29 protein-coding genes are annotated in these 23,907 nt (G+C 33.4%); 2 read left to right on the top strand and 27 right to left on the bottom strand.

Going from position 1 to position 23,907, the window contains the following annotated elements; all coding sequences use genetic code 11:
- Together AB1J10_RS07045 and AB1J10_RS07040 are read right to left on the bottom strand one after the other, a co-directional pair.
- Entirely contained in the window at positions 1–1,758 is a 1,758-nt protein-coding gene (locus tag AB1J10_RS07045; protein WP_369003068.1) for an IucA/IucC family protein, read from the bottom strand.
- Complete coding sequence (locus AB1J10_RS07040; protein WP_064209393.1) at positions 1,755–2,930, bottom strand: MFS transporter; 1,176 nt, start codon at positions 2,928–2,930, stop codon at positions 1,755–1,757. The genes AB1J10_RS07045 and AB1J10_RS07040 overlap by 4 nt, the downstream gene beginning before the upstream one ends.
- A gap of 100 nt (positions 2,931–3,030) precedes the next feature.
- Between AB1J10_RS07040 and AB1J10_RS07035 the strand changes: the two genes are divergently transcribed.
- Positions 3,031–4,980 carry an IucA/IucC family protein gene (locus tag AB1J10_RS07035; RefSeq protein WP_107365412.1) on the top strand — a complete coding sequence of 650 codons (1,950 nt, stop codon included), beginning with the start codon at positions 3,031–3,033 and terminating at the stop codon, positions 4,978–4,980.
- A gap of 69 nt (positions 4,981–5,049) precedes the next feature.
- Here the strand turns inward: AB1J10_RS07035 and AB1J10_RS07030 are convergent, their stop codons facing one another.
- The 6 genes from AB1J10_RS07030 to AB1J10_RS07005 all read right to left on the bottom strand — a co-directional run bounded on the left by AB1J10_RS07030 (position 5,050) and on the right by AB1J10_RS07005 (position 10,489).
- The gene (locus AB1J10_RS07030) at positions 5,050–5,556 is read right to left on the bottom strand and encodes an Asp23/Gls24 family envelope stress response protein (RefSeq protein WP_046208404.1); all 507 of its coding nucleotides are present in this window, start codon (positions 5,554–5,556) and stop codon (positions 5,050–5,052) included.
- A 58-nt stretch (positions 5,557–5,614) separates the two neighbouring features.
- Positions 5,615–5,854, bottom strand: coding sequence for a DUF2273 domain-containing protein (locus tag AB1J10_RS07025; RefSeq protein WP_019468675.1), 240 nt, complete (start codon positions 5,852–5,854; stop codon positions 5,615–5,617).
- 12 nt (positions 5,855–5,866) lie between these two features.
- Entirely contained in the window at positions 5,867–6,403 is a 537-nt protein-coding gene (amaP, locus tag AB1J10_RS07020) for an alkaline shock response membrane anchor protein AmaP (RefSeq protein WP_019468674.1), read from the bottom strand.
- Positions 6,404–6,546: 143 nt separating this feature from the next.
- Complete coding sequence (locus AB1J10_RS07015; protein ID WP_369003067.1) at positions 6,547–8,112, bottom strand: BCCT family transporter; 1,566 nt, start codon at positions 8,110–8,112, stop codon at positions 6,547–6,549.
- A gap of 344 nt (positions 8,113–8,456) precedes the next feature.
- A complete protein-coding gene (locus tag AB1J10_RS07010) occupies positions 8,457–9,464 on the bottom strand; it encodes a zinc-binding alcohol dehydrogenase family protein (protein ID WP_064209391.1) in 1,008 nt (335 codons plus the stop codon).
- Between the two features lie 17 nt (positions 9,465–9,481).
- Positions 9,482–10,489 carry an NADP-dependent oxidoreductase gene (locus tag AB1J10_RS07005; protein WP_064209390.1) on the bottom strand — a complete coding sequence of 336 codons (1,008 nt, stop codon included), beginning with the start codon at positions 10,487–10,489 and terminating at the stop codon, positions 9,482–9,484.
- A 144-nt stretch (positions 10,490–10,633) separates the two neighbouring features.
- On the opposite strand from AB1J10_RS07005, the gene AB1J10_RS07000 reads away from it, so the two are divergent.
- The gene (locus tag AB1J10_RS07000; protein WP_070037690.1) at positions 10,634–11,629 is read left to right on the top strand and encodes an LLM class flavin-dependent oxidoreductase; all 996 of its coding nucleotides are present in this window, start codon (positions 10,634–10,636) and stop codon (positions 11,627–11,629) included.
- Between the two features lie 79 nt (positions 11,630–11,708).
- Here AB1J10_RS07000 and AB1J10_RS06995 read toward each other — a convergent pair whose 3' ends face one another.
- The 19 genes from AB1J10_RS06995 to rplR form a co-directional block, all read right to left on the bottom strand.
- Positions 11,709–12,581 carry an alpha/beta hydrolase gene (locus tag AB1J10_RS06995; RefSeq protein ID WP_107365413.1) on the bottom strand — a complete coding sequence of 291 codons (873 nt, stop codon included), beginning with the start codon at positions 12,579–12,581 and terminating at the stop codon, positions 11,709–11,711.
- Positions 12,582–12,825: 244 nt separating this feature from the next.
- Positions 12,826–13,218 (bottom strand): 30S ribosomal protein S9, encoded by a 393-nt coding sequence (rpsI, locus tag AB1J10_RS06990; RefSeq protein WP_019468668.1) that lies wholly within the window; start codon positions 13,216–13,218, stop codon positions 12,826–12,828.
- 19 nt (positions 13,219–13,237) lie between these two features.
- On the bottom strand, positions 13,238–13,675 hold the full coding sequence (gene rplM, locus AB1J10_RS06985; protein ID WP_046208411.1) for a 50S ribosomal protein L13: 438 nt from the start codon (positions 13,673–13,675) through the stop codon (positions 13,238–13,240).
- 202 nt (positions 13,676–13,877) lie between these two features.
- The gene (truA, locus tag AB1J10_RS06980; RefSeq protein ID WP_046208412.1) at positions 13,878–14,684 is read right to left on the bottom strand and encodes a tRNA pseudouridine(38-40) synthase TruA; all 807 of its coding nucleotides are present in this window, start codon (positions 14,682–14,684) and stop codon (positions 13,878–13,880) included.
- 3 nt (positions 14,685–14,687) lie between these two features.
- Positions 14,688–15,494 (bottom strand): energy-coupling factor transporter transmembrane component T family protein, encoded by an 807-nt coding sequence (locus AB1J10_RS06975; protein ID WP_107365258.1) that lies wholly within the window; start codon positions 15,492–15,494, stop codon positions 14,688–14,690.
- Positions 15,484–16,347: an energy-coupling factor transporter ATPase gene (locus tag AB1J10_RS06970; protein WP_046208414.1), complete on the bottom strand. Its 864-nt coding sequence runs from the start codon at positions 16,345–16,347 to the stop codon at positions 15,484–15,486. The genes AB1J10_RS06975 and AB1J10_RS06970 overlap by 11 nt, the downstream gene beginning before the upstream one ends.
- Entirely contained in the window at positions 16,344–17,156 is an 813-nt protein-coding gene (locus AB1J10_RS06965; RefSeq protein ID WP_107365257.1) for an energy-coupling factor transporter ATPase, read from the bottom strand. The genes AB1J10_RS06970 and AB1J10_RS06965 overlap by 4 nt, the downstream gene beginning before the upstream one ends.
- 495 nt (positions 17,157–17,651) lie before the next feature.
- Positions 17,652–18,020, bottom strand: coding sequence for a 50S ribosomal protein L17 (gene rplQ / locus AB1J10_RS06960; RefSeq protein WP_046208416.1), 369 nt, complete (start codon positions 18,018–18,020; stop codon positions 17,652–17,654).
- Between the two features lie 18 nt (positions 18,021–18,038).
- Positions 18,039–18,983, bottom strand: a complete 945-nt coding sequence (locus tag AB1J10_RS06955) for a DNA-directed RNA polymerase subunit alpha (protein WP_019468661.1) — start codon at positions 18,981–18,983, stop codon at positions 18,039–18,041.
- 76 nt (positions 18,984–19,059) lie between these two features.
- Positions 19,060–19,449: a 30S ribosomal protein S11 gene (gene rpsK, locus AB1J10_RS06950; RefSeq protein ID WP_019468660.1), complete on the bottom strand. Its 390-nt coding sequence runs from the start codon at positions 19,447–19,449 to the stop codon at positions 19,060–19,062.
- Between the two features lie 23 nt (positions 19,450–19,472).
- Entirely contained in the window at positions 19,473–19,838 is a 366-nt protein-coding gene (gene rpsM, locus AB1J10_RS06945) for a 30S ribosomal protein S13 (RefSeq protein WP_046208417.1), read from the bottom strand.
- Positions 19,839–19,859: 21 nt separating this feature from the next.
- On the bottom strand, positions 19,860–19,973 hold the full coding sequence (gene rpmJ, locus AB1J10_RS06940) for a 50S ribosomal protein L36 (RefSeq protein ID WP_002482634.1): 114 nt from the start codon (positions 19,971–19,973) through the stop codon (positions 19,860–19,862).
- A gap of 31 nt (positions 19,974–20,004) precedes the next feature.
- Positions 20,005–20,223, bottom strand: a complete 219-nt coding sequence (infA, locus tag AB1J10_RS06935; protein ID WP_001118443.1) for a translation initiation factor IF-1 — start codon at positions 20,221–20,223, stop codon at positions 20,005–20,007.
- A 173-nt stretch (positions 20,224–20,396) separates the two neighbouring features.
- Positions 20,397–21,047 carry an adenylate kinase gene (locus tag AB1J10_RS06930; RefSeq protein WP_019468658.1) on the bottom strand — a complete coding sequence of 217 codons (651 nt, stop codon included), beginning with the start codon at positions 21,045–21,047 and terminating at the stop codon, positions 20,397–20,399.
- Between the two features lie 17 nt (positions 21,048–21,064).
- Complete coding sequence (secY, locus tag AB1J10_RS06925; protein ID WP_046208418.1) at positions 21,065–22,357, bottom strand: preprotein translocase subunit SecY; 1,293 nt, start codon at positions 22,355–22,357, stop codon at positions 21,065–21,067.
- The gene (gene rplO, locus AB1J10_RS06920; RefSeq protein ID WP_046208824.1) at positions 22,357–22,797 is read right to left on the bottom strand and encodes a 50S ribosomal protein L15; all 441 of its coding nucleotides are present in this window, start codon (positions 22,795–22,797) and stop codon (positions 22,357–22,359) included. The genes secY and rplO overlap by 1 nt, the downstream gene beginning before the upstream one ends.
- A 16-nt stretch (positions 22,798–22,813) precedes the next feature.
- On the bottom strand, positions 22,814–22,993 hold the full coding sequence (gene rpmD / locus AB1J10_RS06915; protein ID WP_002482630.1) for a 50S ribosomal protein L30: 180 nt from the start codon (positions 22,991–22,993) through the stop codon (positions 22,814–22,816).
- A 16-nt stretch (positions 22,994–23,009) separates the two neighbouring features.
- Positions 23,010–23,507, bottom strand: coding sequence for a 30S ribosomal protein S5 (gene rpsE / locus AB1J10_RS06910; protein ID WP_019468655.1), 498 nt, complete (start codon positions 23,505–23,507; stop codon positions 23,010–23,012).
- Positions 23,508–23,527: 20 nt separating this feature from the next.
- The gene (gene rplR, locus AB1J10_RS06905; RefSeq protein ID WP_046208420.1) at positions 23,528–23,890 is read right to left on the bottom strand and encodes a 50S ribosomal protein L18; all 363 of its coding nucleotides are present in this window, start codon (positions 23,888–23,890) and stop codon (positions 23,528–23,530) included.
- Positions 23,891–23,907: the final 17 nt, after the last annotated feature.

Raw genomic sequence — 23,907 nt, 5'->3', positions numbered from 1 at the left:
TTACACCTCTTTACTTAAAGGATTATCTAAATCTACAGTTAAATAATTTTTAACCTTACCTTCCATTCTCATGCGTAACAATGCTTTTACATTAATCTTGGATCCAAATAAGGTTTGTCGTAATATTTGCGCGTGTGCTTTTTGAGGGTCAATAGATTGTTCAACAGCTTCACGCACAATTTCAAATAATTCATCTGCTTCAATATCTTCATATTGTGTAAAATGATGGATTAATTCTGACATTTGATTTTGAATGACTGCATGTTGAAATTTTGCGATTACCGCTTCAATATTTTCAGCTATTAAACTTTTATTAGTAATATTAATGTTAGGTAATCGGCCCCTCAACGTATTTAAATCAATCCTTGAGCCCCCTAAATCTCTAATCAAAAATTCCAATTTAAATTCTTGATCCAAATGAACAATGGTATTTTGCATATGTGCTTCTAAAGCAATACCATAATCTTGGATATACGCTATTAATGGTTTTATAAGCGTTAATGCATAATTACTAATAAATGTTTTAATTGAAGCTTTGCTTACTTTTAAACCAAGCCATTCTATATAACTATCAACAATAATTTGATTATCTACAGGGTTTCTGTTGACTAAACTTCCTGTTACTATCGTGAGACCAGTGTTTGAAATTTGTGGCTGATAGCGCACGATACAAGCTAATTGTCGTGCGGTATCTTCATCTGTATCAGCATGTAAACCATAGGGCTCCATAGCGACTTTCAATTGAGGATATACATCCATCATATCTTGTAACTCATAACTTAATTTCGGGCCATCAACGGTGGTGACTGATGAAACAGTTCTCACTGCACTAGTCGCCTGTACATTGATTGGTAACTTGACATGAAAAGATTTATCGAGCAAATCCATTGTTCTAAAAGACAATGTTGCTTTGGATTCTATGTCAAAAGGCGTCGCTAAAAGACGTTGTGTTTCTATCCAATGACCAAATTGTTGTGGAATAACATTTTCATATTGCCATGGATGTACAAGTATAATGCGATAATCTGCTAATTCTAAATCATGTGAAGCTAGAAATACTTTTATTTTATCTTTATATTCAGGAATGACTTGATTGATGATATATTGTTCATCACCTTCCATCGCAGTTGCTATACAAAATTGTTTATGAATAAGCATAATTTTCAATGGAATAATTTTTTCAAATTCCGGCGCATATAATTTAACTTCTTCTTTCGTTAATGGCAGCTTTGTTTTAGTTAAAGGATGCGTAGGATGGCCTTCCTCTACAAGACTTTCAGAATAAATTAAATCATTTACACCATTATTTTCTTTCATATGTTGAAGCCATGTAAAAAAGTTGATGGTCCTAGGCATTCTTGAAAATTTCAAACTATCACGAATGTTAGATTGTCTATGCTTAAAATTTTCATAACTCATCGCTAAACCTTCTCGGCTTGATTGTAACTCTGCAGTTAGTCTAGCGCTAATAGGAATATCAAATTGATTTGTTAATATTTCAAGTAATTGTTCCAAAGTTTTAATAGTGACACTTGCATCACCTTTAATATAACGTAGCTCACCCTCAAAAACATAACGCATTAACGGGCTCTTTCTGATATAGTTAACAGCTAATGCTTGTCCTTTATATTGTAGTTCTACGCAGTTATCAAAAGATTTAAAAAACATTTTCTCTGGAAAAATATGTTCTTTAAGAATCGCATTAAACATGCGATATTGAATATTTAAATCTGCTGATTTCCATAAATGATGCATCATACAACATTGCCTCCGTTTCTTCTTTGTCTGTTAATCATGCCAAATATTAATGCAATCGTTAAGGTGCTTAATCCCATAATTATAAATGTTTCAATAACACCTATATATTCTGTTAAAAAACTCATGATCATAGCACCTAAAGGAATCATCCCCCTATCCATCATTACAACACTTAATACCTTCCCTCGATGCTCTGATTTAACACGATGTTGAAAATAAATCCTATTGGTTGTACGCGCCCATTGACTGAACAGACCGATTAAGAATATTGAAATAAAAAATAATATCGTATTCTGGCTAATACTGCCTAACAAAGAGACGCCAAATAATATCGAACTATAATAATACATCTTCACCATAGGAATATTTTCTAATAAATTAGGTAAAATCATCGTCGCAATAATTCCACCTATTGCGCAACATGTCATCGCTGTCCCAAACATCGTGACTTGTTCAGGGAACGTCTTATCTGTTAAAACTGGTAATAGTGAAGTATATGTAAAACCGCTAGCCATGATAAACAAGGATGTTACAAATATCCTTGTACCCACGCTATTATCCTTAAAATATTCAAACACAAATTTAATACTCATTTGTTTTTCCACTTCATTATAATGCGGTTGTTCAAACTTTAGAGGCAAACATAGTATCAGAGATATTAAGTAACATATCGCTTGTATACTGAAACTTATTTGTGCGTTATAGTTTGCCATTACTAAACCAGCTATAGCAGGACCTATTGATCGACAAATATTAATAATAAATGAATGGTACGAAACCACCTGAGTTGTTGTTAAGCGTTTCGACAAATCTGGTAGCACAGATTGACGTACTGGTGTTTCTATTGCACTCATCATACCTCTACCCAAAGAATATAATAAAAATACTACAATCGGTATATCCCAATCTTGAAAGATTAAGACACACAGTAAAGTGGTAAGTAGAAAAGAGGAAGAGATAGTTATTTTCAGTAGTTTCCCCCTATTATATCGATCTGCTATTGCACCAGCCCATACACTTATGAGCAAAATAGGTACAAGGCGGAAAAAATTAATCAGTCCAAGATAAATTGCGTTATGATATAACGAATACACATACCAATTTAAAGTGATATGTCCAATCCAATTTCCTAAAAACAATAGGAAAGAACTTGAAAAAAAGTACTTTGCCATATTTTCACCCGACTTTTTAATTGATAATAATTATCATTATCGATATTATGGATTATACAAATATCCTATACTTTTGTAAAATAATATTTAGAGGTGCTTTATGAATTCAAAAAGTATTAACAACAATTTATTAAATAAAATGAACAATGATGAACAACATGCATTTGATTATTTATTATCAATCAATGAACAATGGGCACAATTGTTTTTAAATATGCTTTTAGAAAGTCGAGATAAAATATCTCAAAGATTAATTTCTTCATTACATAGAGAAAATTTAATAGACAGTCGGAGTTACAGTAAGATTATTTCTAACCAAGATTTGAACATTGTGCACTTACCAGCAAACAGCAAATTGTTATCCATTGCGTTCCCGAAAGTTAATAAGACGCTATATGCAACGATTACAGGAAATCATGCATTTGATCGTCTAGACGTTCAAGGACCATTTTATATTGAAGACAACGGAAATTACAATAGAGTCCAACATCCAAATGAAATATTAAATATTATTTTAACGATATCACCAGAGCTAGATAATGAAGCTAGTACACAATTTTATGAAGATTTGAACAACAGTGTCACAAATATGGCCATTGCATTAAGTTATCAAGCATACACATTAGAAAACAATAAAAAAAGCTTATATGAATTAATCATGAATGCAGAGGACAGTTATTTGAGTTCTGAACAGTTTGTTATTGAAGGTCACCCAATTCATCCGGGTGCTAAATTACGTAAAGGAATGACACCAGAAACTGTAATTAATTATTCAGCCGAATTTGGTAATGCCATATCCTTACAATTTATTTTAATACATAAATCAATAGCAAAAGCTCAGATTTATATTGAAGAAGAAAATGATTTACTTTTTAGATTGTTTGAAGGGTTAGAAGCAGCTGTTATGGATCATGTTGGTCATGATCAAGTTAATCAATATTACGTCATGGTCGTCCATCCATGGCAATACGACCATATCTTATTACAAGAATATAAAGAAGAATTAAAAACAAATCGATTGATACCAATTGATTATCAACAATCTTATTACGCAGGATTATCATTTAGAACTTTAATGCCCAAATATCCTAAAAAGTCACCTCATATCAAGTTATCAACCAATGTTCATATTACTGGTGAGATTAGAACATTATCTGAGCAAACTACAATAAATGGTCCACAAATAACACATATCCTTAATGATATAAAACAAAAAGATTCATTATTTAAGCATATAAACGCTGATACAATAGATGAACTTGCTGGTATTCATTTTTATAATTCATTGGACAAAGTCACTACCAGAACTAAAAGAAGTGAACAACTAGGTACATTATTTAGAACCAATATTTATCATTTAATTAAAAATGAAACTACACCTATCATCCCTTCAGCGTTAGTTAGTTCAACTATATATAATAATGAACCATTAATTGTTTCGTTAATTAACAAATATAAAGAAAAAAATAAGTTTCCGACCTTTGAAATCGCTGCTTTATCTTGGATAAATCAATACGGTCAAGCCTTAATAGATATCACGATTCCTCTATATGTGAAATACGGTATCGCCCTTGAAGCACATTTACAAAATTCAATCGCTACATTTAGTGAAGATGGACGATTAGATAGGCTTTATATACGTGACTTTGAGGGGTTACGTATCGATCGCATACGCTTGAATAAGATGGGTTATAGTACTGCAAGTTTTCATGAAAAATCTTTAATTTTATCTGATCAACCTCAAACAGTATTTAATAAAGTCTTTTATTCAAGTATTCAAAATCATCTCGGTGAATTAATTGTCAGTATTACAAAATCAAGTGAAGATTCTAATTTTGAAAAGCAACTTTGGCAATTGATTCGAGATATTTTAATTGCTAAATTAAATGATATTGCAAACGATATAGATGACCAACAACGCGTGAAAAATATAAAATCAATCCTATTGGCACCCAAAATAGATTATAAATGTGTTACAACCATGCGTCTGACTGATGAAGCGGATTACTATACCTATATTAAAGTTGACAATCCTTTACATCAGAAATAAATATACACAATATATATACAAAAAATACCGGTAAAGGATTACCTTTACCGGTATTTTTTAAATTATGCGTTATTGTAAGCCTTTATTTTCGTTGCTTGAATTTTGGCTTTTTTCATTTTTTTGTGACCATTCTTTTCTAGTCATCACGTCTTCAACACGCATATTCACTTCTACAACTTCAAGACCAGTAATATATTTTACTTGTTCTTTAACTAAATCTGTTACTTTGCGGAAAATTTTAGGTGCAGATTCACCATATTCTAAAATAACTTTTAAATCAACTGCAGCTTGTTTTTCGCCTACTTCAACGCTAACACCTTGTGTTACATTGTTGCTGCTTCCGAATGAACTAGAAATGTTATCAACGAAGCCGCCTTTCATTTCTAAAATACCATTTACTTCGCGTGCGGCAATACCAGCAATTTTTTCAATAACTTCGTCTGAGAACGTTAACTTGTTCGTGAATTCTGGTTCTTGTTGCTGTTGTTGCTGCTGTTGTTGTTTTTCTTGCTCTTTTTCGTTTACTCCAGTTTGGTTATCATATGCTTGTTTTGCTTTATTGTTATCTACTGCCATAATTAATTCTCCTTTGTTATATAAGATTTTAAAATTAATAATGTACTATTTAAATTAATTAACTCCATCGATTTAAGAAATTTAAAAAATCTTGCTTACGGTCTTTAGTATACCCAATACCAATACCAATTAAACATAAAACAATAATTAATATTGTACTCCAGAAACCTAACGTTAAAAATAATATAGCGATAATTAGAAATGCTAAAAATCCAATTATTCTCCATTTAAATGTTTTGAAAAAATCAACAACTTCTTGTGTAGAATCTTGTCTTTGTTGGTTATTATTGTTAGCCATGATAACCCTCCCTTACAACACACGTTTGCCTGAGGCTTTTTGATCTCTAACGTTAACCTCTAATTTTGAAACTGGTAATTCTGTGAAATGCTCAACATTTTGTTTAATGTCATTTCTTATTTCTTCTGTTAATGAACCAACTTGAACATCACCTGGAACAAAGAAATCTGCTTTTAAAGCAATATGTGATTTCTTTTTCTTGTTATATAGTTTCGCTATAACATTTGGTTGACGAATTTGGTCATATTTTACAAGTGTATCGTATGCAGATTTTTCAACTGCTTTTCTCGAAACATAAATATGTCCATCTTCATAGTCTTTATAAAGTCCAGGTTTTCTATACGTAGGTTTAAACAAGCTAAATACAAGTATTAGACCTATTAAAATCAATAGAGCTGCTAAGCCAATTAACGTTGGTTCAAACCAATTAAATTGCTTGAAGTAGTCCTGGTACTCACTAATTCTAGAATCTTTGATATACATAAATAGTAAAAAACCAACGATGACTACGATTAATAGACCTAGTATAAAATTTTTAATTCGCTTCACCTCGTATGACACCTCCTATAGTCAAATTATATGTACATGTCATACATCTTTATACCCCGTTAAATAAACGTAAAAACATTTTAAATTGAAATTATAATGTATTTGGTAAAATAATTTTAATCACTGCCATGATGCATTTGTAATTAGGTATTTTTTTCATGATCTTGATTTGATTTTCGATATTGTAAATACTTTTCATCAGAAACAAGTAATTTATTGCTAGGACGCGGTTTTTCAATTGATAATGATTTGAATAGTGACCAAATCATAAAGATAATGACGATTGAAAAAGGCAAAGCTGCAATGATTAATAAATTTTGTATTGATTGTGTACCACCTGTATAAATCATAATCATCGCAAATAAAGCTAAAATAATCCCCCAGCTTACTTTTACTATACCGGATGGGTTTATACTACCTTTAGAACTCAACATACCAAGCACGTAAGTTGCTGAGTCTGCTGAAGTAACAAAGAAAATCATAATTACAATGAGCGTGATAATACTGAGTAAAAATCCTAATGGGAAATGCTCAAGCGTTGCAAATGTTGCAGTTTCAGTTGCCTCTTTAACAATGTTGGCAATACCATTTTGCTGTAAATAAATTGCAGATGCCCCGAATACTGCAAAGAATAAAAAACAAACAAGTGCTGGTACAAAAAGTACACCTAAAATAAATTCTTTAATTGTTCTACCTCGAGAAACCCGAGCAATGAATATACCAACAAATGGCGCCCAAGAAACCCACCATGCCCAGTAGAAGATTGTCCACTGTTGTAACCATTGGAATTTCTCTCCACCTGCTTGTGGGATACGTAAACTCATATTAAAGAAATTAGCAATATAATCACCCAATGAATTCGTAAACATATTTAAAATGTTTAACGTAGGACCGACACAAAATAATGCGATCAAAACTACAAAAGCTAAAAACATATTAATATTACTTAAGTTTTTAATGCCTTTATCAATACCGGACCAAGCAGACCAGGTAAATAACACTGTAGCTATAACGATAATCACAACTTGTGTACCAAAATTAGAAGGTATTTTAAATAAGAAATTCAACCCTTCATTAATTTGTAATGCACCAAAACCTAATGTCGCAGCAACACCAGTTACTGTGGCAATAATTGCAAGCACATCGATTGCGCCACCTATTGGGCCTCGCATCATTTTTTCACCCAAAATGGGTCTTAATGTAGCACTAACTAATCCAGGATATCCTTTATGAAAATTAAAGTACGCAAACACGAGTCCAACAATTCCGTACACTGCCCACGCATGTATACCCCAGTGAAAAAATGAAAACTGCATCGCTTCATTTATAGCAGTTTGTGTTCCTGCTTTATGTATCGGTGTTAAAGTAAATGCGTGACTGATGGGTTCAGCTGTTGTCCAAAATACTAAGCCTATCCCCATACCTGCACTAAATAACATTGCAAACCATGATTTAAGTGAAAATTCTGGGTCTTCTCCCTCTTGACCTAAAGTTATTGTTGAATATCTAGAAAATAATAAATAGATAGATACAACTAAAATGGCTAATACTAATAGTAAATAATACCATCCAAAATTTACTGCAATAAAATTGGTAATTGCTTGTGTAACCGATTCCAATTGTTTAGGCGCAATTGCTCCATATATAACAAATAGCGTACAAATCGTTAACGCTACCCAAAAAACCACTGTTAATTTTCTAAATCGCATATTAACATGACACTCTCCCTTTACTTTATGTGTCACATATACCCTTACATCGTGCTAATATGCGTAATTTATGAATTTAATTGCATTTAACATTTTAATTTATATATAACTTTTATTTTAAGACACACATATATTCAAAAGTGAAAATGATGATACCGAACATGTGATAGACTGTTATGTTGAAAAAATAAAGGAGCAAAATAACAATCAAATATAATAACTTGACTGCATTTGCTCCTTGAAAGCTCTTTATTTAATCAAATCGCTTTGGCATATCACATATGATTTAACAATAATTTATATATAACTAACAGTGTTTTCGTTAAGAATACTTTTCACTTTTGTTAAATTGAAATAACCAATTTACCGACCATTCTATGATTTTCCATTTTTCTATGCGCCTCAAAAATATTATCTGCTGTTAATCCTTTTAACACTTCATTTGCTGTTGGTTGATAATCACCAGATTCTACTTTATCAGTGATGTCTTTTAAATACGTACCGTGAATAGCCATATCCTCTGTTTGATTCAAAGGTCTTGAATACATATATTCATGAGTAAAGGTTATGCTTTTAGGCTTTAGTAAATTCAAATCTTGCTCATGATTGAAAGCAACAATTGTCGCAATTTTACCACGTGGTTTTACAAGTTCAATCATTTTTTCATAATATAAGTCCGTATCAAAAGTACAAAAAATATAATCTACTTCACTAATTTCATATTTTTTAAATTCATCTGTCAAATTATTTTTATGATTCAACACGATGTCCGCACCTAATGATTTTGACCAATTATACGTTTCATCACGTGATGCAGTGGTGATGACATGTAATCCGTAATATTTTGCTATCTGTGTCGCGATACTGCCTACGCCACCTGCCCCATTAATTATTAATAAGGATTTACCTTTATTTTCTTCAGGATTTTTAGAAATATTAAAAACATCAAAAAGTGTCTCTGATGCTGTTAAGCCAGTTAATGGTAAACTTGCCGCTTCTGTATCACTAATATTACTTGGCTTTAATGCTACTAAGCGTTCATCAACAAGTTGATAGGTCTGATTTGAGCCTTGATATGATGGTGAGCCTGAGTAATAAACTTCATCTCCAATTTTAAATTGTTTAACATCTTCACCCAAATCTTCTACAATGCCTACAGCATCATAACCTAGAATTCTTGGCGACTCATTTATAGACGATTGTCTAATTTTCGTATCTACTGGATTAACGCTAATAGCTGTTAAACGTACTAATAACTCACGCTGCTGAGGTTTTGGCGTCTCTATATCCATTTCATAAAATTGATTACCCTCATCTAATGTAAACGGTTTGTCTGCACCAATTGCTTTCATATGTGCATCTCCTTTAGCTATAAATTATCTGATACTTGAACCACTTGTTTACCAAAATTGTCTCCAGTAAATAAATTTCTAAATGCATTAGGCACGTTTTCAAATCCTTCTACGATTGAAGTTTTTGTTTTTATTTTGTCTTCATTTACCCACTGTGCAAGATGCTGACTAGCTTGTTTAAAGTCGTCTGCATAATTAGCCACAACAAACCCTTTCATAAGTGCTTGTGATTTTATTAAAATTGGTTGAATCCGTGGACCATGCTCAATACCCTTATCATTATAACCAGAAATCGCTCCACATACTGGAATTCTAGCAAATTGATTTAAGTGTTTCATAACTTCATCTGCAATGTGTCCACCAACATTTTCAAAATAAACATCTACACCATCAGGCACCGCTTGAGCTAATTGCTCTGAGAAGTTATCAGCTTTATAATCTACGCTAGCATCAAATCCTAATTGATCAGTTAAATATTCCGTTTTACTTGTTCCACCTGCAATACCAACTACACGAGCACCTTTGAGTTTAGCAATTTGACCAACTACTGAACCCACAGCTCCCGAAGCTGCAGATACAACAACTGTTTCCCCTTCTTTTGGTTGTCCAATTTTTAGCAATCCGTGATATGCTGTTTGGCCAGTCATACCTAGTACGCTAAGATATAAGTATAGTGGAATGTCTCGCTGGGTAATTTTCGTAACGCTTTGTGCTGATACATTTGTGTGTTTTTGCCAAGGTAGCATACCTACAACATAATCGCCTTGTTCAAAACCATCAGCATTGGATTGTATTACTTTTCCAACAATATGACCTGCCAATGGTTCATCCAATTGAAATGGTTGAATATAAGATTTACTATCATCCATTCTGCCACGCATATATGGATCTACCGAAATATATATCGCTTCAATTTGAATCTCATCTTTACTAGGCTCATCTATTTCAACAGTTTCGTATCTAAATACATCATCTGAAGGTATACCTTCTGGACGTTTTGCTAATACAATGCTTTCTGTTTTCATTATTTTGCCTCCATTTCATCTTTTCTTCTATTTTATAGTGATGAGGTGATGCAATCAATCAAATCGCTTATTTGATATTTTGTCCACATGTTATGATAAACAGAATAGAGCACTTAAATGATTGTAATGAAGGAGAATGTAAACATGCGATTAAGTATACTAGACTATGTCCCAATATTTGAAGGTAGTAACACCACTCAAGCGATAAATCATTCTGTTGAATTAGCTCAACTTGCTGAATCATTAGGTTTTTATCGATTTTGGGTTGCTGAACATCACAAAGTATTGTCAGTTGCTTCTAGTGCTCCAGAAATGATTATGATGGCTTTGTTAGAAAATACGACTTCGATACGCATTGGCAGTGGTGGCGTTATGCTTCCTCACTATAGTGCTTATAAAATAGCAGAAGTCTTTAAAATATTAGAAGGACGTCACCCTCGTAGAGTAGATTTAGGCATTGGCCGCTCTTTCAGTTTTAAAAATGTAAATCAAGCGTTAAATGAAAACAAAACAGCTAACATTGATTTTGAAACACAAATTGTGGATCTAACAAACTATTTTAATGATGACATTCAAAAGCAAAGATTTCCTGGATTATACGCCACACCTTTAATCCCAACGCAACCTAATATGCATTTATTAGGCACAAGTCAAAATAGCGCTGAACTCGCTGCACAACACGGCTTACCTTTTGTCACCGCTTTAATGGGGAAAAATAAAAATAAAGTTAAACAATCTATCGCTGTTTATCGTAAGCTATTTTCAGAACTTCATCCAAACCGAACACCTTATGTTATTATTTCAACTTTTGTCATCACAGCAAATGACATTCAAAAAATCAAAGAGTTAGAACAAGCTTTTCATCTATGGCTATTACGCATTAATTATTTAAAACAACCTAGTCATTATCCATCAATTACATTTGCGCAACAAAGACAGCCATCCACTAGAGAAATAGAAAAAATGCATCAAAATAAAGCACGTGTTATCAGTGGTTTGCCAAATGAAGTTTTCACTCAACTTAAAGCTATCGCAAATCAATATAATGCAGATGAAATGATGATACAGCCACATGTATATGGTGAAGCAAATCGCAAAAACTTACTACAATTATTAGCAGCTGAAAATAATACATTTTAAGCCTTTTAGAATGAGTAAATAACATGGATTCAAAACTGTACAAAAGATAATTCTAAAATCATAGAGTTATCTTTTTCATTTATAAGCCCCAAAGAAATGCATTCATTTGATCTGTAACTTTTTTATTATCATGGAGCTCACTATGTTCTGCTTTTGGTCCATATACTTTGTATGTTTTATAAGTTTTAACGTGATTTGACAAGAGATACCTTAACGATTCTGAAGATACATTTGTAACTCTACCATCAGAATGGGTTCCGTCTTTTAAATCTCCATAAATATTAAGCACTTCAGCATTTTTAGGATAGTGCGCTTGCATAGATAATAAATTTCGATATGCTTTTAACATCCTGCTAGGTTTGCCATTTTTATCTAAATATATATTTAAGTCCAAACCATTGATATCCACTTCCCCGTTAAAGTTTCCAGCTAAACTCACTTGCTTATTTAACTTAGGTAAGGCACTATCATCACCATACTTTAACATATAGTAACTAAATGATTGATTTCCCATAGAATGAGCTACAAAATTGAATTTTTTAAAATGATATTTTGCATTAAAAGCAATCATAACATTTTTAATCCATTGCGCATCTTTTTCTAAATCTTTTTCTTCATTATCTTCAAAAATGATTTTTATAATCGGACGTTTCATATTGTTAACTATATTTTTATTAAATGTCACCTTTCCATTTGATGAAACTTTGGCCTCAACAACGTCATTTGTAATATTATTTTGAACTGCTGAATTAACCATGTATTTTTCTGAATTAGCTGTACCGGCAAAACCATGCAAATAAAATGTAGGAATCGATGTCTCGTTAGACATGTTTTTAATGTGAGTTTTGTTAAACAGTTGATTCAAAGTCAAAACGACAATACTAGCTAAAAAAATAAATATTAACACGAAAACCAATTGCTTCAAGAGATGTTTTAATTTATTGAACGCCATATGTATAACCTCTAATACCATTTTTACTTTATTATACTTCATACTAACTGAACTTACTAAAGTAAACCAAATGCTTTGAATTTTAAAAGTAGCAAAGTTTGTTTTTTTAATATTTTATAAATCAAAAAAACTTCCCATACAAATATGGGAAGTTAGAAATATTGTTGCTATATAAACAACAATTACTTAAGCAATTAATGTACAAATCTGTAGGTGAAGCGTATTCGCCACAGTATTTGATATATTAACGTTTTGAGAATTGTGGTGAACGACGAGCTTTTTTAAGACCTGGTTTTTTACGTTCTTTCATACGTGGGTCACGTGTAAGTAATCCAGCGCGTTTTAATGAACCTCTATATTCAGGATCTGCTTCTAATAAAGCACGTGCGATACCATGACGGATAGCTTGTGCTTGTCCAGTGAAACCACCACCGTGAACGTTAACTAATACATCATAGTTACCTTTAGTTTCTGTAACATCAAATGGTTGGTTTAAGTCTAAGATTAATGATTCGAATGGTAAGTAGCTACGTACATCAGTGTGGTTAACAGTAATGTTACCTTCGCCAGGTACTAAACGTACACGTGCTACTGAGTTTTTACGACGGCCTGTGCCTTTATATTCAACTTGTGCCAATGTAATTTCCTCCTTTTAATTAACCACGTAACTCGTAGTTTTCTGGTTGTTGTGCAGCGTGTGGATGTTCAGCGCCACCATATACAAATAATTTTTTGCCTTGTTTTTCACCTAGACGTGTGCTTGGTAACATACCTTTAATTGAGTTTTCAAGTAAACGTTCTGGGTTTTTAGCTTTTAACTCACCAGCAGAGATTGATTTGATTCCGCCTGGGTGGTTACTGTGACGGTAATACATTTTGTCTTGTTCTTTATTACCAGTGAATTGAATTTTAGCAGCGTTGATGATAATTACATAATCACCTGAATCAACGTGTGGTGTATAAGTTACTTTATTTTTACCGCGTAGAATAGCAGCTACTTCTGATGATAAACGACCAAGTGTTTGACCTTCAGCATCAATAACATACCATTTGCGCTCAATGTTTGCTTCATTAGCCATAAATGTTTGACGCATATAATTGTCCTCCTAGAATAAATAAATGTTTCTTGTCTAATTGAAATGATATTTAAACTTAAATGCATTTATTTTGTTAATTTATAATTTCTACGTGCTTCTATATCTTGTTACACAATAAGATTCCGGGGCTTATCGTGGGGTGATATAAAACAATACCGTTAGTTATCGTATAATTTTTATGGTGTTTTGTCAATGTAATTTACCTATTTTGTGTGGATTTTTTTTGATATATTTTTATGTCTTCACCAAAATCACTTATGAGTGCTTCGGGAGACAAGTATATATGTTCCAAATATAATCCTTCCGCTGGTGCAGTAAACGGAACTTTATTGCGATCTTTCGCTTTTAATAATTGTGGAACTGACTCAGGCTGAAATTTCTCTTTACCCACACCAATTAAAAACGCAACTAACACACGTACCATATTATATAAAAACCCTGAACCAGTAACTACATAATCAAAACCATATTCTGTTTTTTCGATTCTACTTTCATATAGAGTACGTACTTTACTTTCAACTTCTGTTTTTTGAGAACAAAAACCAGTAAAGTCATGTGTACCCATAAATAAACTGGCAGCCTGAGACATCTTTTCAAAGTCTAAACTTTCAGGTACGTGTGCTTTCAAACCACATTCAAATGGATTTTTATTAGGTGATTGATAAACTTTATAGCGGTAAGTTTTCCCCACACAATCATATCTACAGTGGAATGACGCATCTACAAATGAAACATGTTTCACAAAAATATCATCAGGTAATGCCCGATTCATTGCATACTGCCATTGATCGGGTAAAATGTTAAGCTCTGAATCAAAATGAAAATATTGCTCTATTGCATGCACACCACGATCAGTTCGGCTACTAGGATGAATTCTAACATGTCGCTTGTGCATGCGCTTAAGTATTTTTTCAAATTGCTGTTGTACCGTTCTACCATTATTTTGAATTTGAAAACCTAAGAATTGACTACCTTGATACGAAATATTTACTAAAACACGAACCATCCTTTACACTCCCATATACTTTAACACAAATAATATTATTGCTATTGGTATTATTGATATCAATAACAAGCTATCAGACTTTTGCCAGTTTAATTGACGATAACTCGTTCGCTGTTTGTTTGTATCATAACCACGTACTTCCATTGCAATTGCTAAATCTTCAGCTCTTTGGAAAGCTGAGATAAATAAAGGAATTAACAAAGGTATAAACGCGCTCACTCTATTGATTAATCCCCCTGAACTGATTTCAGAACCTCTTGATTTCTGTGCTAAGATAATTTTATCCAGTTCATTCATTAAAGTTGGAATAAAACGTAAAGCAATTGACATCATCATACTCAGTAAATGTACAGGTATTTTTATCAACTTTAATGGGTATAATAACCTTTCAAATGCATCAGTAAGATCTAAAGGACTTGTCGTTAAAGTCATAATTGTAGACACCATAATGATAAACATTAACCTCAAGACAATATAAATACCTTCTAAAATACCATGTGTATCAATTGAAATAAAACCGAATTCAAATATCCGTATACCACCTTTAGTTAAAAATAAATGCATTAAAAAGGTGAAAATCAGAAAAATCCATATTGGGGTTAACCCCTTAATTAAAAACCAAGCTTTTATATGAGCAGTTTTCATCATGGTTACAATGATTATAAATAACCATAAATAAGTAAAAAATGAATGTGCAAAAAATATTAATATAATAAATAAAAAGACAAAAATTAATTTTGCACGTGGATCACGACGATGTACAAAAGTGTCTAATGGAAGATAACGTCCTATAATAAACTTATCTCTCATTTTTTTGCCACTCCTTATACATCTCAGTGAATTCTGATTCGGTTAATGCAATACGGTCAAATTTTATTTGATGTTTTGCTTCAATGTCTCTCTGCAATTTGACGATATCTGGAACATCCAAATGCATGTCTTTAACATAGTCATTTGCATTAAACAATTTTCTTGGAGAACAGCTTTCAACTAATTTGCCCTGCTTAATAATTTTTACTTCATCAACATATTTTGCAACGTCATTCATTTCATGCGTGACCAATATGATTGTTTTATGTTGTTCAACTTGAAGTTTCTTTAACATTTCCATGATTTGATTTCTACTTTTAGGATCAAGACCTGCAGTGGGTTCATCTAATATGACAATATCTGGATCCATAGCTAAGATAGAAGTAATTGCTATTTTTCTCATTTGGCCTCCCGACATTTGGAAAGGCGATTGTTCAAGTATATCTCTATTAAAACCGAATTCGATTAATAATTGAAATGCCCGTACTTTTACTTCTTCAAGTGGCATATTAAAATTTTTAGGTCCAAATAATATTTCTCGTTCTACTGAGTCTTCAAAAAGTTGTGATTCTGGAAACTGGAATACTACCCCCACACGTTTTCGTACTTGTTTTAAATACTTATCTTTAGTTTTATGTGTAATTTGGACATCATTGACCTCTAAAGAGCCATGTGAAGGTTTGAGTAGTCCATTAATATGCTGAATTAATGTAGACTTGCCTGAGCCTGTTTGACCAATTACTGCATAATACTTCCCTTGTTCAAAAGTGGTTACAATGTCTTTCAATGCAAGATGCTCATAAGGTGTTCCTTTTTGATAAACATAAGATACTTGATCAAATTTAACAGTCATAATTTGCTTACCAACCTTTCGTAAGAAATATAGTCAGTAACACCTAAGAGTTGTTGGCTCATTCTCATTGCAAACGGTAAATCTAAACCAATTTGTGTCAGTGCCGCTCCTTTATTAAAAATAACTTGAGGCAAACCTGCTTGATATAAGCAACCTTGGTTTAAAACAACTAAATGGTCCGCATCTATAGCTTCTGATAAATCATGAGTGATGGAAATGATTGTCACATCTTTTTCTTCTTTTAAACGGTGAATTAATGAAATTAATTCTGTTCTGCCTTCTGGATCTAACATAGACGTCGCTTCATCTAATATAATGATATCCGTATTTAATGCTAAGACACCTGCGATTGCGACACGCTGTTTTTGACCACCTGAAAGTGATTGCGGCTCATATGTGGCTCTATCCAACATATCTACATCCGCTAATGCTTTGGGTACAATTTCGTGCATCTTTTCGTAAGTTATCGCATTATTTTCTAAACCAAAAGCTACATCAAATTCTACAGTAGACCCTACAAATTGATTTTCTGGATTTTGAAATACAATTCCTATATGTTGTCTTAACTCATTTAAGTTATCATCATTGATACTTATACCGTTCAAATAAATTTGGCCTTCAAAAGGTTTTTGAATGCCTATCATCAGTTTTGCTATCGTTGATTTACCTGAACCATTGTGGCCTACTATAGAAGTCCATTTACCTCTTGGTATGCTAAATGATACATCATTTAACGCAAGTGGTTCATCGCTATTATATTTAAAAGATACGTGATCAAATTTAATTATTTCTTCTGCTTGCGTTACCATTTCAGTTATCTCCTAAATCAAAAATATTAATCATATACTTAATCATTTTACATGAAAAATAATAAATAAGCACTTCTTCTTCACTAATTTTTCTTTTAAATCTCATTTATTGAGTCTTCAAAAAGATACCATTAAACATCTAAAGATTATATTTCACGATTAACAATTACTGATACCTAACAATAAACTTATATGAATTTATAAACAAATCGCTGATTAGCTAGAACTGCTCATGTCTCCACTCCGTGAAGGCATTCCTTATCTTCTTCGAATTAAGGCTTAGCGGTTCGCTATTGCTTTGCAATTGCATAAGCCCCCCTAAATTCTTCAAATTAAGGGGGGCTAACAAAAAAAAGCGCGCACCCCATCATATTTGAGTTCACGCTTTAAAATTTATTAAGTTTGATGGGGTACTCTGAGCTAGACAATATTTGTATGTGGCAAACATTATCGTTGCACTCATTTGCTTTATACATAGTAGTATGTGTATTTAAATTAAACTAATTCTATAATTACTGATTCAGCACCGTCACCACGACGAGGGCCTACTTTAAGGATACGAGTGTAACCGCCTTGACGTTCTGTATAACGTTCAGCAATTTCACCAAATAATTTTTGAAGTGCAGTTTGTGTTGTTTCATCTTCATTTAAGATTTCAACATTACGTAAAGTTTTAGCAGCTTGACGACGAGATGCTAAATCTCCTTTTTTACCTAAAGTGATTAATTTTTCAACAACACTACGTAATTCTTTTGCACGTGCTTCTGTAGTTTCAACACGCTCACTTACAATAAGTGAAGTAGCTAAGTCACGTAACATCGCTTTACGTTGATCAGATGTACGTCCTAATTTTCTGTAACCCATGAGTTAACCTCCTTTATATTAATCTTCTTTTCTAAGACCTAAACCTAGATCTTCAAGTTTATATTTAACTTCTTCTAATGATTTACGTCCTAAATTGCGCACTTTCATCATATCTGCTTCAGATTTATCAGCTAATTCTTGAACAGAATTAATACCTGCGCGTTTCAAACAGTTATATGAACGTACAGATAGGTCTAATTCTTCAATAGACATTTCAAGTACTTTTTCTTTTTGATCTTCTTCTTTTTCAATCATGATTTCAGCATTTTGAGCTTCATCAGTTAATCCAACGAAGATGTTCAAATGTTCAGTTAAGATTTTTGCCGCTAGAGAAACAGACTCTTGTGGCGTAATAGAACCATTAGTCCAAACATCTAAAGTTAATTTATCAAAATCACTACTTTGACCTACACGTGTGTTTTCTACAGTATAGTTAACACGTTCTACTGGTGAATATAGTGAATCCACTGGAATTACACCAATTGGTAAATCACTAGTGTTATTTTGTTCTGCTAATGCGTAACCTCTACCCTTATTAGCAACAAGACGGATTTTTAAATGTCCACCTTTAGATACTGTTGCGATCTTAATCTCAGGATTTAAAATCTCTACATCACTATCATGTGTGATGTCACTTGCAGTAACTTCGCCTTCATCTTTTACATCAATCTCTAATGTTTTATCTTCTTCAGAATAAATTTTCAATGCTAGTTTTTTGATGTTCATGATAATTGTTGAAACATCTTCTACAACATTATCTATTGCTGAGAATTCATGTAATACACCTTCGATTTCGATGTATTTAACGGCTGCACCTGGTAATGAAGATAGTAGGATACGACGTAAGGAGTTTCCTAGTGTAGTACCGTAGCCACGTTCTAGTGGTTCAACAACGAACTTACCGAATTTAGCATCTTCACTAATTTCAATTGTTTCAATTCTAGGTTTTTCGATTTCAATCATTTACAAATATCCTCCTTGATTACGTCGACTTGAATTGTACTGTGTTTCTCAGTGACTTGCGACAATAACGATAATATTATACGCGACGACGTTTTGGTGGACGACAACCATTATGTGGTACTGGAGTAACGTCACGGATTGCAGTTACATCTAATCCAGCTGATTGTAATGCACGGATCGCTGATTCACGACCTGGGCCAGGACCTTTAACTGTAACTTCAACAGTTTTCAAACCATGTTCCATAGCTGCTTTAGCTGCAGTTTCTGATGCCATTTGTGCTGCGAATGGTGTTGATTTTTTTGATCCTTTAAATCCAAGTGCACCTGCTGATGACCATGATAAAGCATTACCAAATTCATCAGTAATAGTTACGATTGTATTATTGAATGTTGAGCGGATATGTGCTACACCATTCTCAATATTCTTTTTCACTCTACGTTTACGAGATACTTGTTTACGTGCCATTTAAAATTTGCCTCCTTTACCTATTATTTTTTCTTGTTAGCTACAGTTTTAACTGGGCCTTTACGAGTACGAGCATTGTTTTTTGTTTTTTGTCCGCGTACTGGTAATCCACGACGGTGACGGATACCACGGTATGATGAGATTTCCATTAAACGTTTAATGTTTAAGTTTTGCTCACGACGTAAGTCACCTTCTACTTTATAATTGTCGATTACTTCACGGATACGACCTAATTCGTCATCAGTTAAGTCTTTAACGCGTGTATCTGCAGATACATTTGCTTCTTCAACAATTTTTTGAGCTGTAGTAGTACCGATACCATATACATAAGTTAACGAAATAACAATACGTTTTTCACGTGGAATATCTACTCCTGCTATACGTGCCATAATTATTTACACCTCTCTTTATTAACCTTGTCTTTGTTTGTGTTTTGGATTGCTACAAATTACCATTACTTTACCTTTACGTTTAATGACTTTACATTTTTCGCAAATTGGTTTTACTGATGGTCTTACTTTCATTTTAATACCTCCCTATATTATGGAGTGACGATTATTTATAACGATACGTAATTCTTCCGCGTGTTAAATCATACGGAGACATTTCTACAGTTACTTTGTCGCCAGGTAGAATTCGAATATAATTCATTCTGATTTTACCACTAACGTGAGCTAAAATCTCATGACCATTTTCTAATTCTACTTTAAACATTGCATTTGGTAAAGTATCTAATACTGTACCTTCTAATTCAATAACATCTTGCTTAGCCATTTATTAACTTCCCCCTTTTTACAATAGTTGGTTATCGTCTAAGATCAACTCTAACCCTACGAGTCTATAAGTGTTGTTAATAAGTTCAACAAAATTAAAATGAATTACTATATCGCATTGTCACTCTTTTTCGTTTATACTCTTGGCATTACATAGACCGTACAAAGTTGATACTATTTTAGATTCTCAAGAATATCGATTACGTTTGAAGTAACCTCGTTAATATCTTTTGAACCATCAATGTTTTTCAATACATTTTCATTATCATAGTATTCTAGGATTGGCTTAGATTGTTTCACATTGACATTTAAACGATTTGCAACTGTCTCTGGGTTGTCATCTTCACGTTGGTATAATTTACCACCGTCAATATCACAAATGCCATCAACTTTTGGAGGATTGAATACAAGATGATAAGTGTGCCCGCATTTTTCGCAAATTCTACGACCAGTAAGGCGGTTCATTAATTCTTCTTCAGGTACCTCTATATTGATAACAGCATCAATTTTTCTATCTAATTCTTGCATGATTTCACTTAATGCTTTTGCTTGTTCAATAGTACGAGGAAAGCCGTCAAGTAAGAATCCTTTTTTTGCATCGTCTTCAGAAATTCTTTCTTTTACGATGCCCACAGTAACTTCATCAGGGACTAATTCTCCACGATCCATGTATGATTTAGCTTCTTTGCCTAAATCCGTTTCATCTTTAATCGCTTTTCTGAACATGTCTCCAGTAGATATGTGTGGAATTGGGAATTTCTTAACAATTTCACTCGCTTGAGTTCCTTTACCTGCGCCAGGTAAACCCATTAAAATGATATTCATAAGTGCCCTCCTACAATTTATCTACCACCAAAGCCTCTATAATCTTTTTGACTCACTTGAGCTTCAAGACTCTTCATTGTTTCAATCGCAACACCAATTACGATAAGTAGACTTGTACCACCGACTTGAATCGATTGTGGTAAGTCCATCACCTTAGTAGCAATGATTGGTAGTATAGCAACGACAGCTAAGAATATTGATCCTACAAAGGTCAATCTGTAGAGAACTTTAGTAATATATTTTTTTGTTTGTTCGCCAGGTCTAATACCCGGAACATAACTTCCTTGTTTTTTAAGGTTATCAGACATCTTTTCAGGATTGACTTGTACAAATGCATAGAAATATGCAAATGCAATAATAAGGATTACATAAACAATCATCCCTATATTATTCGATGGATTTGCAACGTCAGATACTTTTTGCGCCCAACTTGCATCAGGGAAGAACAAAGTTAATGTTCTTGGTAATAAGAAGAACGCCATTGCAAAGATGACTGGGATAACCCCTGCAGAGTTAACTTTCAAAGGTAAATATGTTGCTTGTGAACCTAATCGTTGTGCAGACTGTTTTTTCGCATATTGAATTGGTATTTTTCTAATAGCTTGTAGTACGAATATTGCACCAACTGTTAGCAATATCATTCCAACAATTAACCCAATAACTTTTAACCATGCTAAAGTTGTGTCATCTTGTCCTACAAAGGACTGTTGGTAAAACTGGATTAATGATGAAGGTAATGAAGATAAAATACCTCCAAAGATAATGATGGAAATACCATTACCAACACCGAATTGAGTGATTTGTTCACCTATCCAAATTAAAAACGCTGTTCCAGCTGTTAATACAACAGCTATTGTCAGGTAGCTTATTACGGACTGATCCATAATAAGTTGACCTTGTAAATAATTATTAAATTGGAACGCCATTCCTATTGATTGGATAAAAGCAAGTACAATCGCAAAATAACGGGTTACGTTATTAAGTTTCTTTCTACCTGCATCACCTTGTTTTGCCCACTCTGAAAACTTTGGAACAATATCCATTTGTAATAACTGCATCACAATTGATGCAGTAATATATGGCATTATACCCATGGCAAAGATAGAAAAGTTCTGCAAGGCTCCGCCACCAAACGTATTCAGTAAGTCAGTGACACCTTGAGAACCTTGTTGACTGTCAAAAGCAGCTGGATTTACGCCAGGTGCTGGAATATAAGTACCTATTTTAAAAATAACTAACATTGCGAGCGTAAAAAAGATCTTGTTACGAACTTCTTTTGTAGTAAAGAAGCTCACAAGCGTTTGAAACATTAGATCACCTCGTGTGCTCCGCCTTTAGCATCAATAGCTTCTGCTGCAGAAGCAGAGAATTTGTTAGCTTTCACTGTTAACTTCTTGTCAAGTGAACCATTGCCTAGTACTTTAATACCAGATTTTTCACTTTTAACTACACCAGATTCTACTAATAAAGCAGGAGTTACTTCAGTACCATCCTCAAATTTATTAAGTTGGTCTAAGTTAACAATAGCATATTCTTTGCGGTTAATGTTAGTAAAACCTCGTTTTGGTAAACGGCGGAATAAAGGTAATTGTCCACCTTCAAATCCTGGTCTGATACTACCACCTGAACGCGCTTTTTGTCCTTTTTGTCCACGGCCACTAGTTTTACCGTTACCAGTAGCTGCACCACGACCCACGCGGTTACGAACTTTACGAGAACCTTCTGCTGGTTTTAACTCATGTAATTTCATTTCGGCACCTCCTTAATTATTTTTCTTCTACTGTCACTAAGTGACTTACTTTGTTGATTTGCCCACGAATAGCAGGGTTATCTTCAACAACTACTGAAGAGTTTGTTTTTTTCAAACCTAAAGCTTCAACAGTTTTACGTTGTGTTTCTGGACGACCTATAACACTACGAGTGAGGGTAATTTGTAATTTAGCCATAACTTATTTTCCCTCCTTAATTATATAATTCTTCTACTGACTTGCCACGTAATTTCGCAACTTGTTCAGCATTTTTAAGGTTTTGTAATCCATTAATTGTTGCACGCACCATGTTGATTGGTGTGTTTGAACCTAAAGATTTACTTAAGATATCAGTGATACCTGCTAGTTCTAATACCGCACGAACAGGACCACCCGCAATAACACCAGTACCAGGTGCAGCTGGTTTCATTAATACACTACCTGAACTGAATTGTCCAGTAATCATGTGAGGAGTTGTACCTTCGACACGTGGAACTTCAACTAAGTTTTTCTTAGCTGCTTCAACTGCTTTTTTGATTGCTTCAGGTACCTCTTGTGCTTTACCAGTACCGAATCCAACGCGACCGTTTTTATCTCCAACTACTACTAAAGCGCTGAAACGGAAACTACGACCACCTTTTACAACTTTTGCAACACGATTAATTGTAACAACGCGTTCTTCAAATTCTTTCGCTTCTTCTCTACGAGCCATGTAAATGTCCCTCCTTTAAATTAAAATTCTAAACCATTTTCACGAGCTGCTTCGGCTAATGCTTTAACACGTCCGTGATATAAATATCCTCCGCGGTCAAATACAATTGTTTTTACGCCTTTTTCATTTGCTCTTTTAGCAATTGTTTCGCCGACTTTAGCTGATAAATCAACTTTAGATCCAGTTTCATTAGCTAGATCTTTTTCTTGTGTTGAAGCTTGTGCTAATGTTTTGCCATTAACATCATCGATAACTTGTGCATAAATGTGTTTGTTTGAACGATAAACATTTAGACGTGGTTTTTCAGCAGTGCCAGACAATTTGTTACGGACACGTGCATGTCTTTTCAAACGCACTTTGTTTTTATCAATTTTGCTGATCATTTTATTACTCCTTTCTT

This window comes from Staphylococcus cohnii species complex 1663 (assembly GCF_041008415.1).
Taxonomy (GTDB): Bacteria; Bacillota; Bacilli; order Staphylococcales; family Staphylococcaceae; genus Staphylococcus; species Staphylococcus ureilyticus.
This window is presented reverse-complemented; position numbering and strand designations above follow the sequence as displayed.

Coding starts and splice junctions, on each gene's coding strand:
- AB1J10_RS07045 (WP_369003068.1), bottom strand. CDS start 1,758: ATGATGCATCATTTATGGAAATCAGCAGATTTAAATATTCAATATCGC.
- AB1J10_RS07040 (WP_064209393.1), bottom strand. CDS start 2,930: ATGGCAAAGTACTTTTTTTCAAGTTCTTTCCTATTGTTTTTAGGAAAT.
- AB1J10_RS07035 (WP_107365412.1), top strand. CDS start 3,031: ATGAATTCAAAAAGTATTAACAACAATTTATTAAATAAAATGAACAAT.
- AB1J10_RS07030 (WP_046208404.1), bottom strand. CDS start 5,556: ATGGCAGTAGATAACAATAAAGCAAAACAAGCATATGATAACCAAACT.
- AB1J10_RS07025 (WP_019468675.1), bottom strand. CDS start 5,854: ATGGCTAACAATAATAACCAACAAAGACAAGATTCTACACAAGAAGTT.
- AB1J10_RS07015 (WP_369003067.1), bottom strand. CDS start 8,112: ATGCGATTTAGAAAATTAACAGTGGTTTTTTGGGTAGCGTTAACGATT.
- AB1J10_RS07010 (WP_064209391.1), bottom strand. CDS start 9,464: ATGAAAGCAATTGGTGCAGACAAACCGTTTACATTAGATGAGGGTAAT.
- AB1J10_RS07005 (WP_064209390.1), bottom strand. CDS start 10,489: ATGAAAACAGAAAGCATTGTATTAGCAAAACGTCCAGAAGGTATACCT.
- AB1J10_RS07000 (WP_070037690.1), top strand. CDS start 10,634: ATGCGATTAAGTATACTAGACTATGTCCCAATATTTGAAGGTAGTAAC.
- AB1J10_RS06995 (WP_107365413.1), bottom strand. CDS start 12,581: ATGGCGTTCAATAAATTAAAACATCTCTTGAAGCAATTGGTTTTCGTG.
- rplM (WP_046208411.1), bottom strand. CDS start 13,675: ATGCGTCAAACATTTATGGCTAATGAAGCAAACATTGAGCGCAAATGG.
- truA (WP_046208412.1), bottom strand. CDS start 14,684: ATGGTTCGTGTTTTAGTAAATATTTCGTATCAAGGTAGTCAATTCTTA.
- AB1J10_RS06975 (WP_107365258.1), bottom strand. CDS start 15,494: ATGAGAGATAAGTTTATTATAGGACGTTATCTTCCATTAGACACTTTT.
- AB1J10_RS06970 (WP_046208414.1), bottom strand. CDS start 16,347: ATGACTGTTAAATTTGATCAAGTATCTTATGTTTATCAAAAAGGAACA.
- AB1J10_RS06965 (WP_107365257.1), bottom strand. CDS start 17,156: ATGGTAACGCAAGCAGAAGAAATAATTAAATTTGATCACGTATCTTTT.
- rplQ (WP_046208416.1), bottom strand. CDS start 18,020: ATGGGTTACAGAAAATTAGGACGTACATCTGATCAACGTAAAGCGATG.
- AB1J10_RS06955 (WP_019468661.1), bottom strand. CDS start 18,983: ATGATTGAAATCGAAAAACCTAGAATTGAAACAATTGAAATTAGTGAA.
- rpsK (WP_019468660.1), bottom strand. CDS start 19,449: ATGGCACGTAAACAAGTATCTCGTAAACGTAGAGTGAAAAAGAATATT.
- rpsM (WP_046208417.1), bottom strand. CDS start 19,838: ATGGCACGTATAGCAGGAGTAGATATTCCACGTGAAAAACGTATTGTT.
- rpmJ (WP_002482634.1), bottom strand. CDS start 19,973: ATGAAAGTAAGACCATCAGTAAAACCAATTTGCGAAAAATGTAAAGTC.
- infA (WP_001118443.1), bottom strand. CDS start 20,223: ATGGCTAAGCAAGATGTTATTGAATTAGAAGGTACAGTATTAGATACT.
- AB1J10_RS06930 (WP_019468658.1), bottom strand. CDS start 21,047: ATGAATATCATTTTAATGGGTTTACCTGGCGCAGGTAAAGGAACTCAA.
- secY (WP_046208418.1), bottom strand. CDS start 22,357: ATGTTTCAAACGCTTGTGAGCTTCTTTACTACAAAAGAAGTTCGTAAC.
- rplO (WP_046208824.1), bottom strand. CDS start 22,797: ATGAAATTACATGAGTTAAAACCAGCAGAAGGTTCTCGTAAAGTTCGT.
- rpmD (WP_002482630.1), bottom strand. CDS start 22,993: ATGGCTAAATTACAAATTACCCTCACTCGTAGTGTTATAGGTCGTCCA.
- rpsE (WP_019468655.1), bottom strand. CDS start 23,507: ATGGCTCGTAGAGAAGAAGCGAAAGAATTTGAAGAACGCGTTGTTACA.
- rplR (WP_046208420.1), bottom strand. CDS start 23,890: ATGATCAGCAAAATTGATAAAAACAAAGTGCGTTTGAAAAGACATGCA.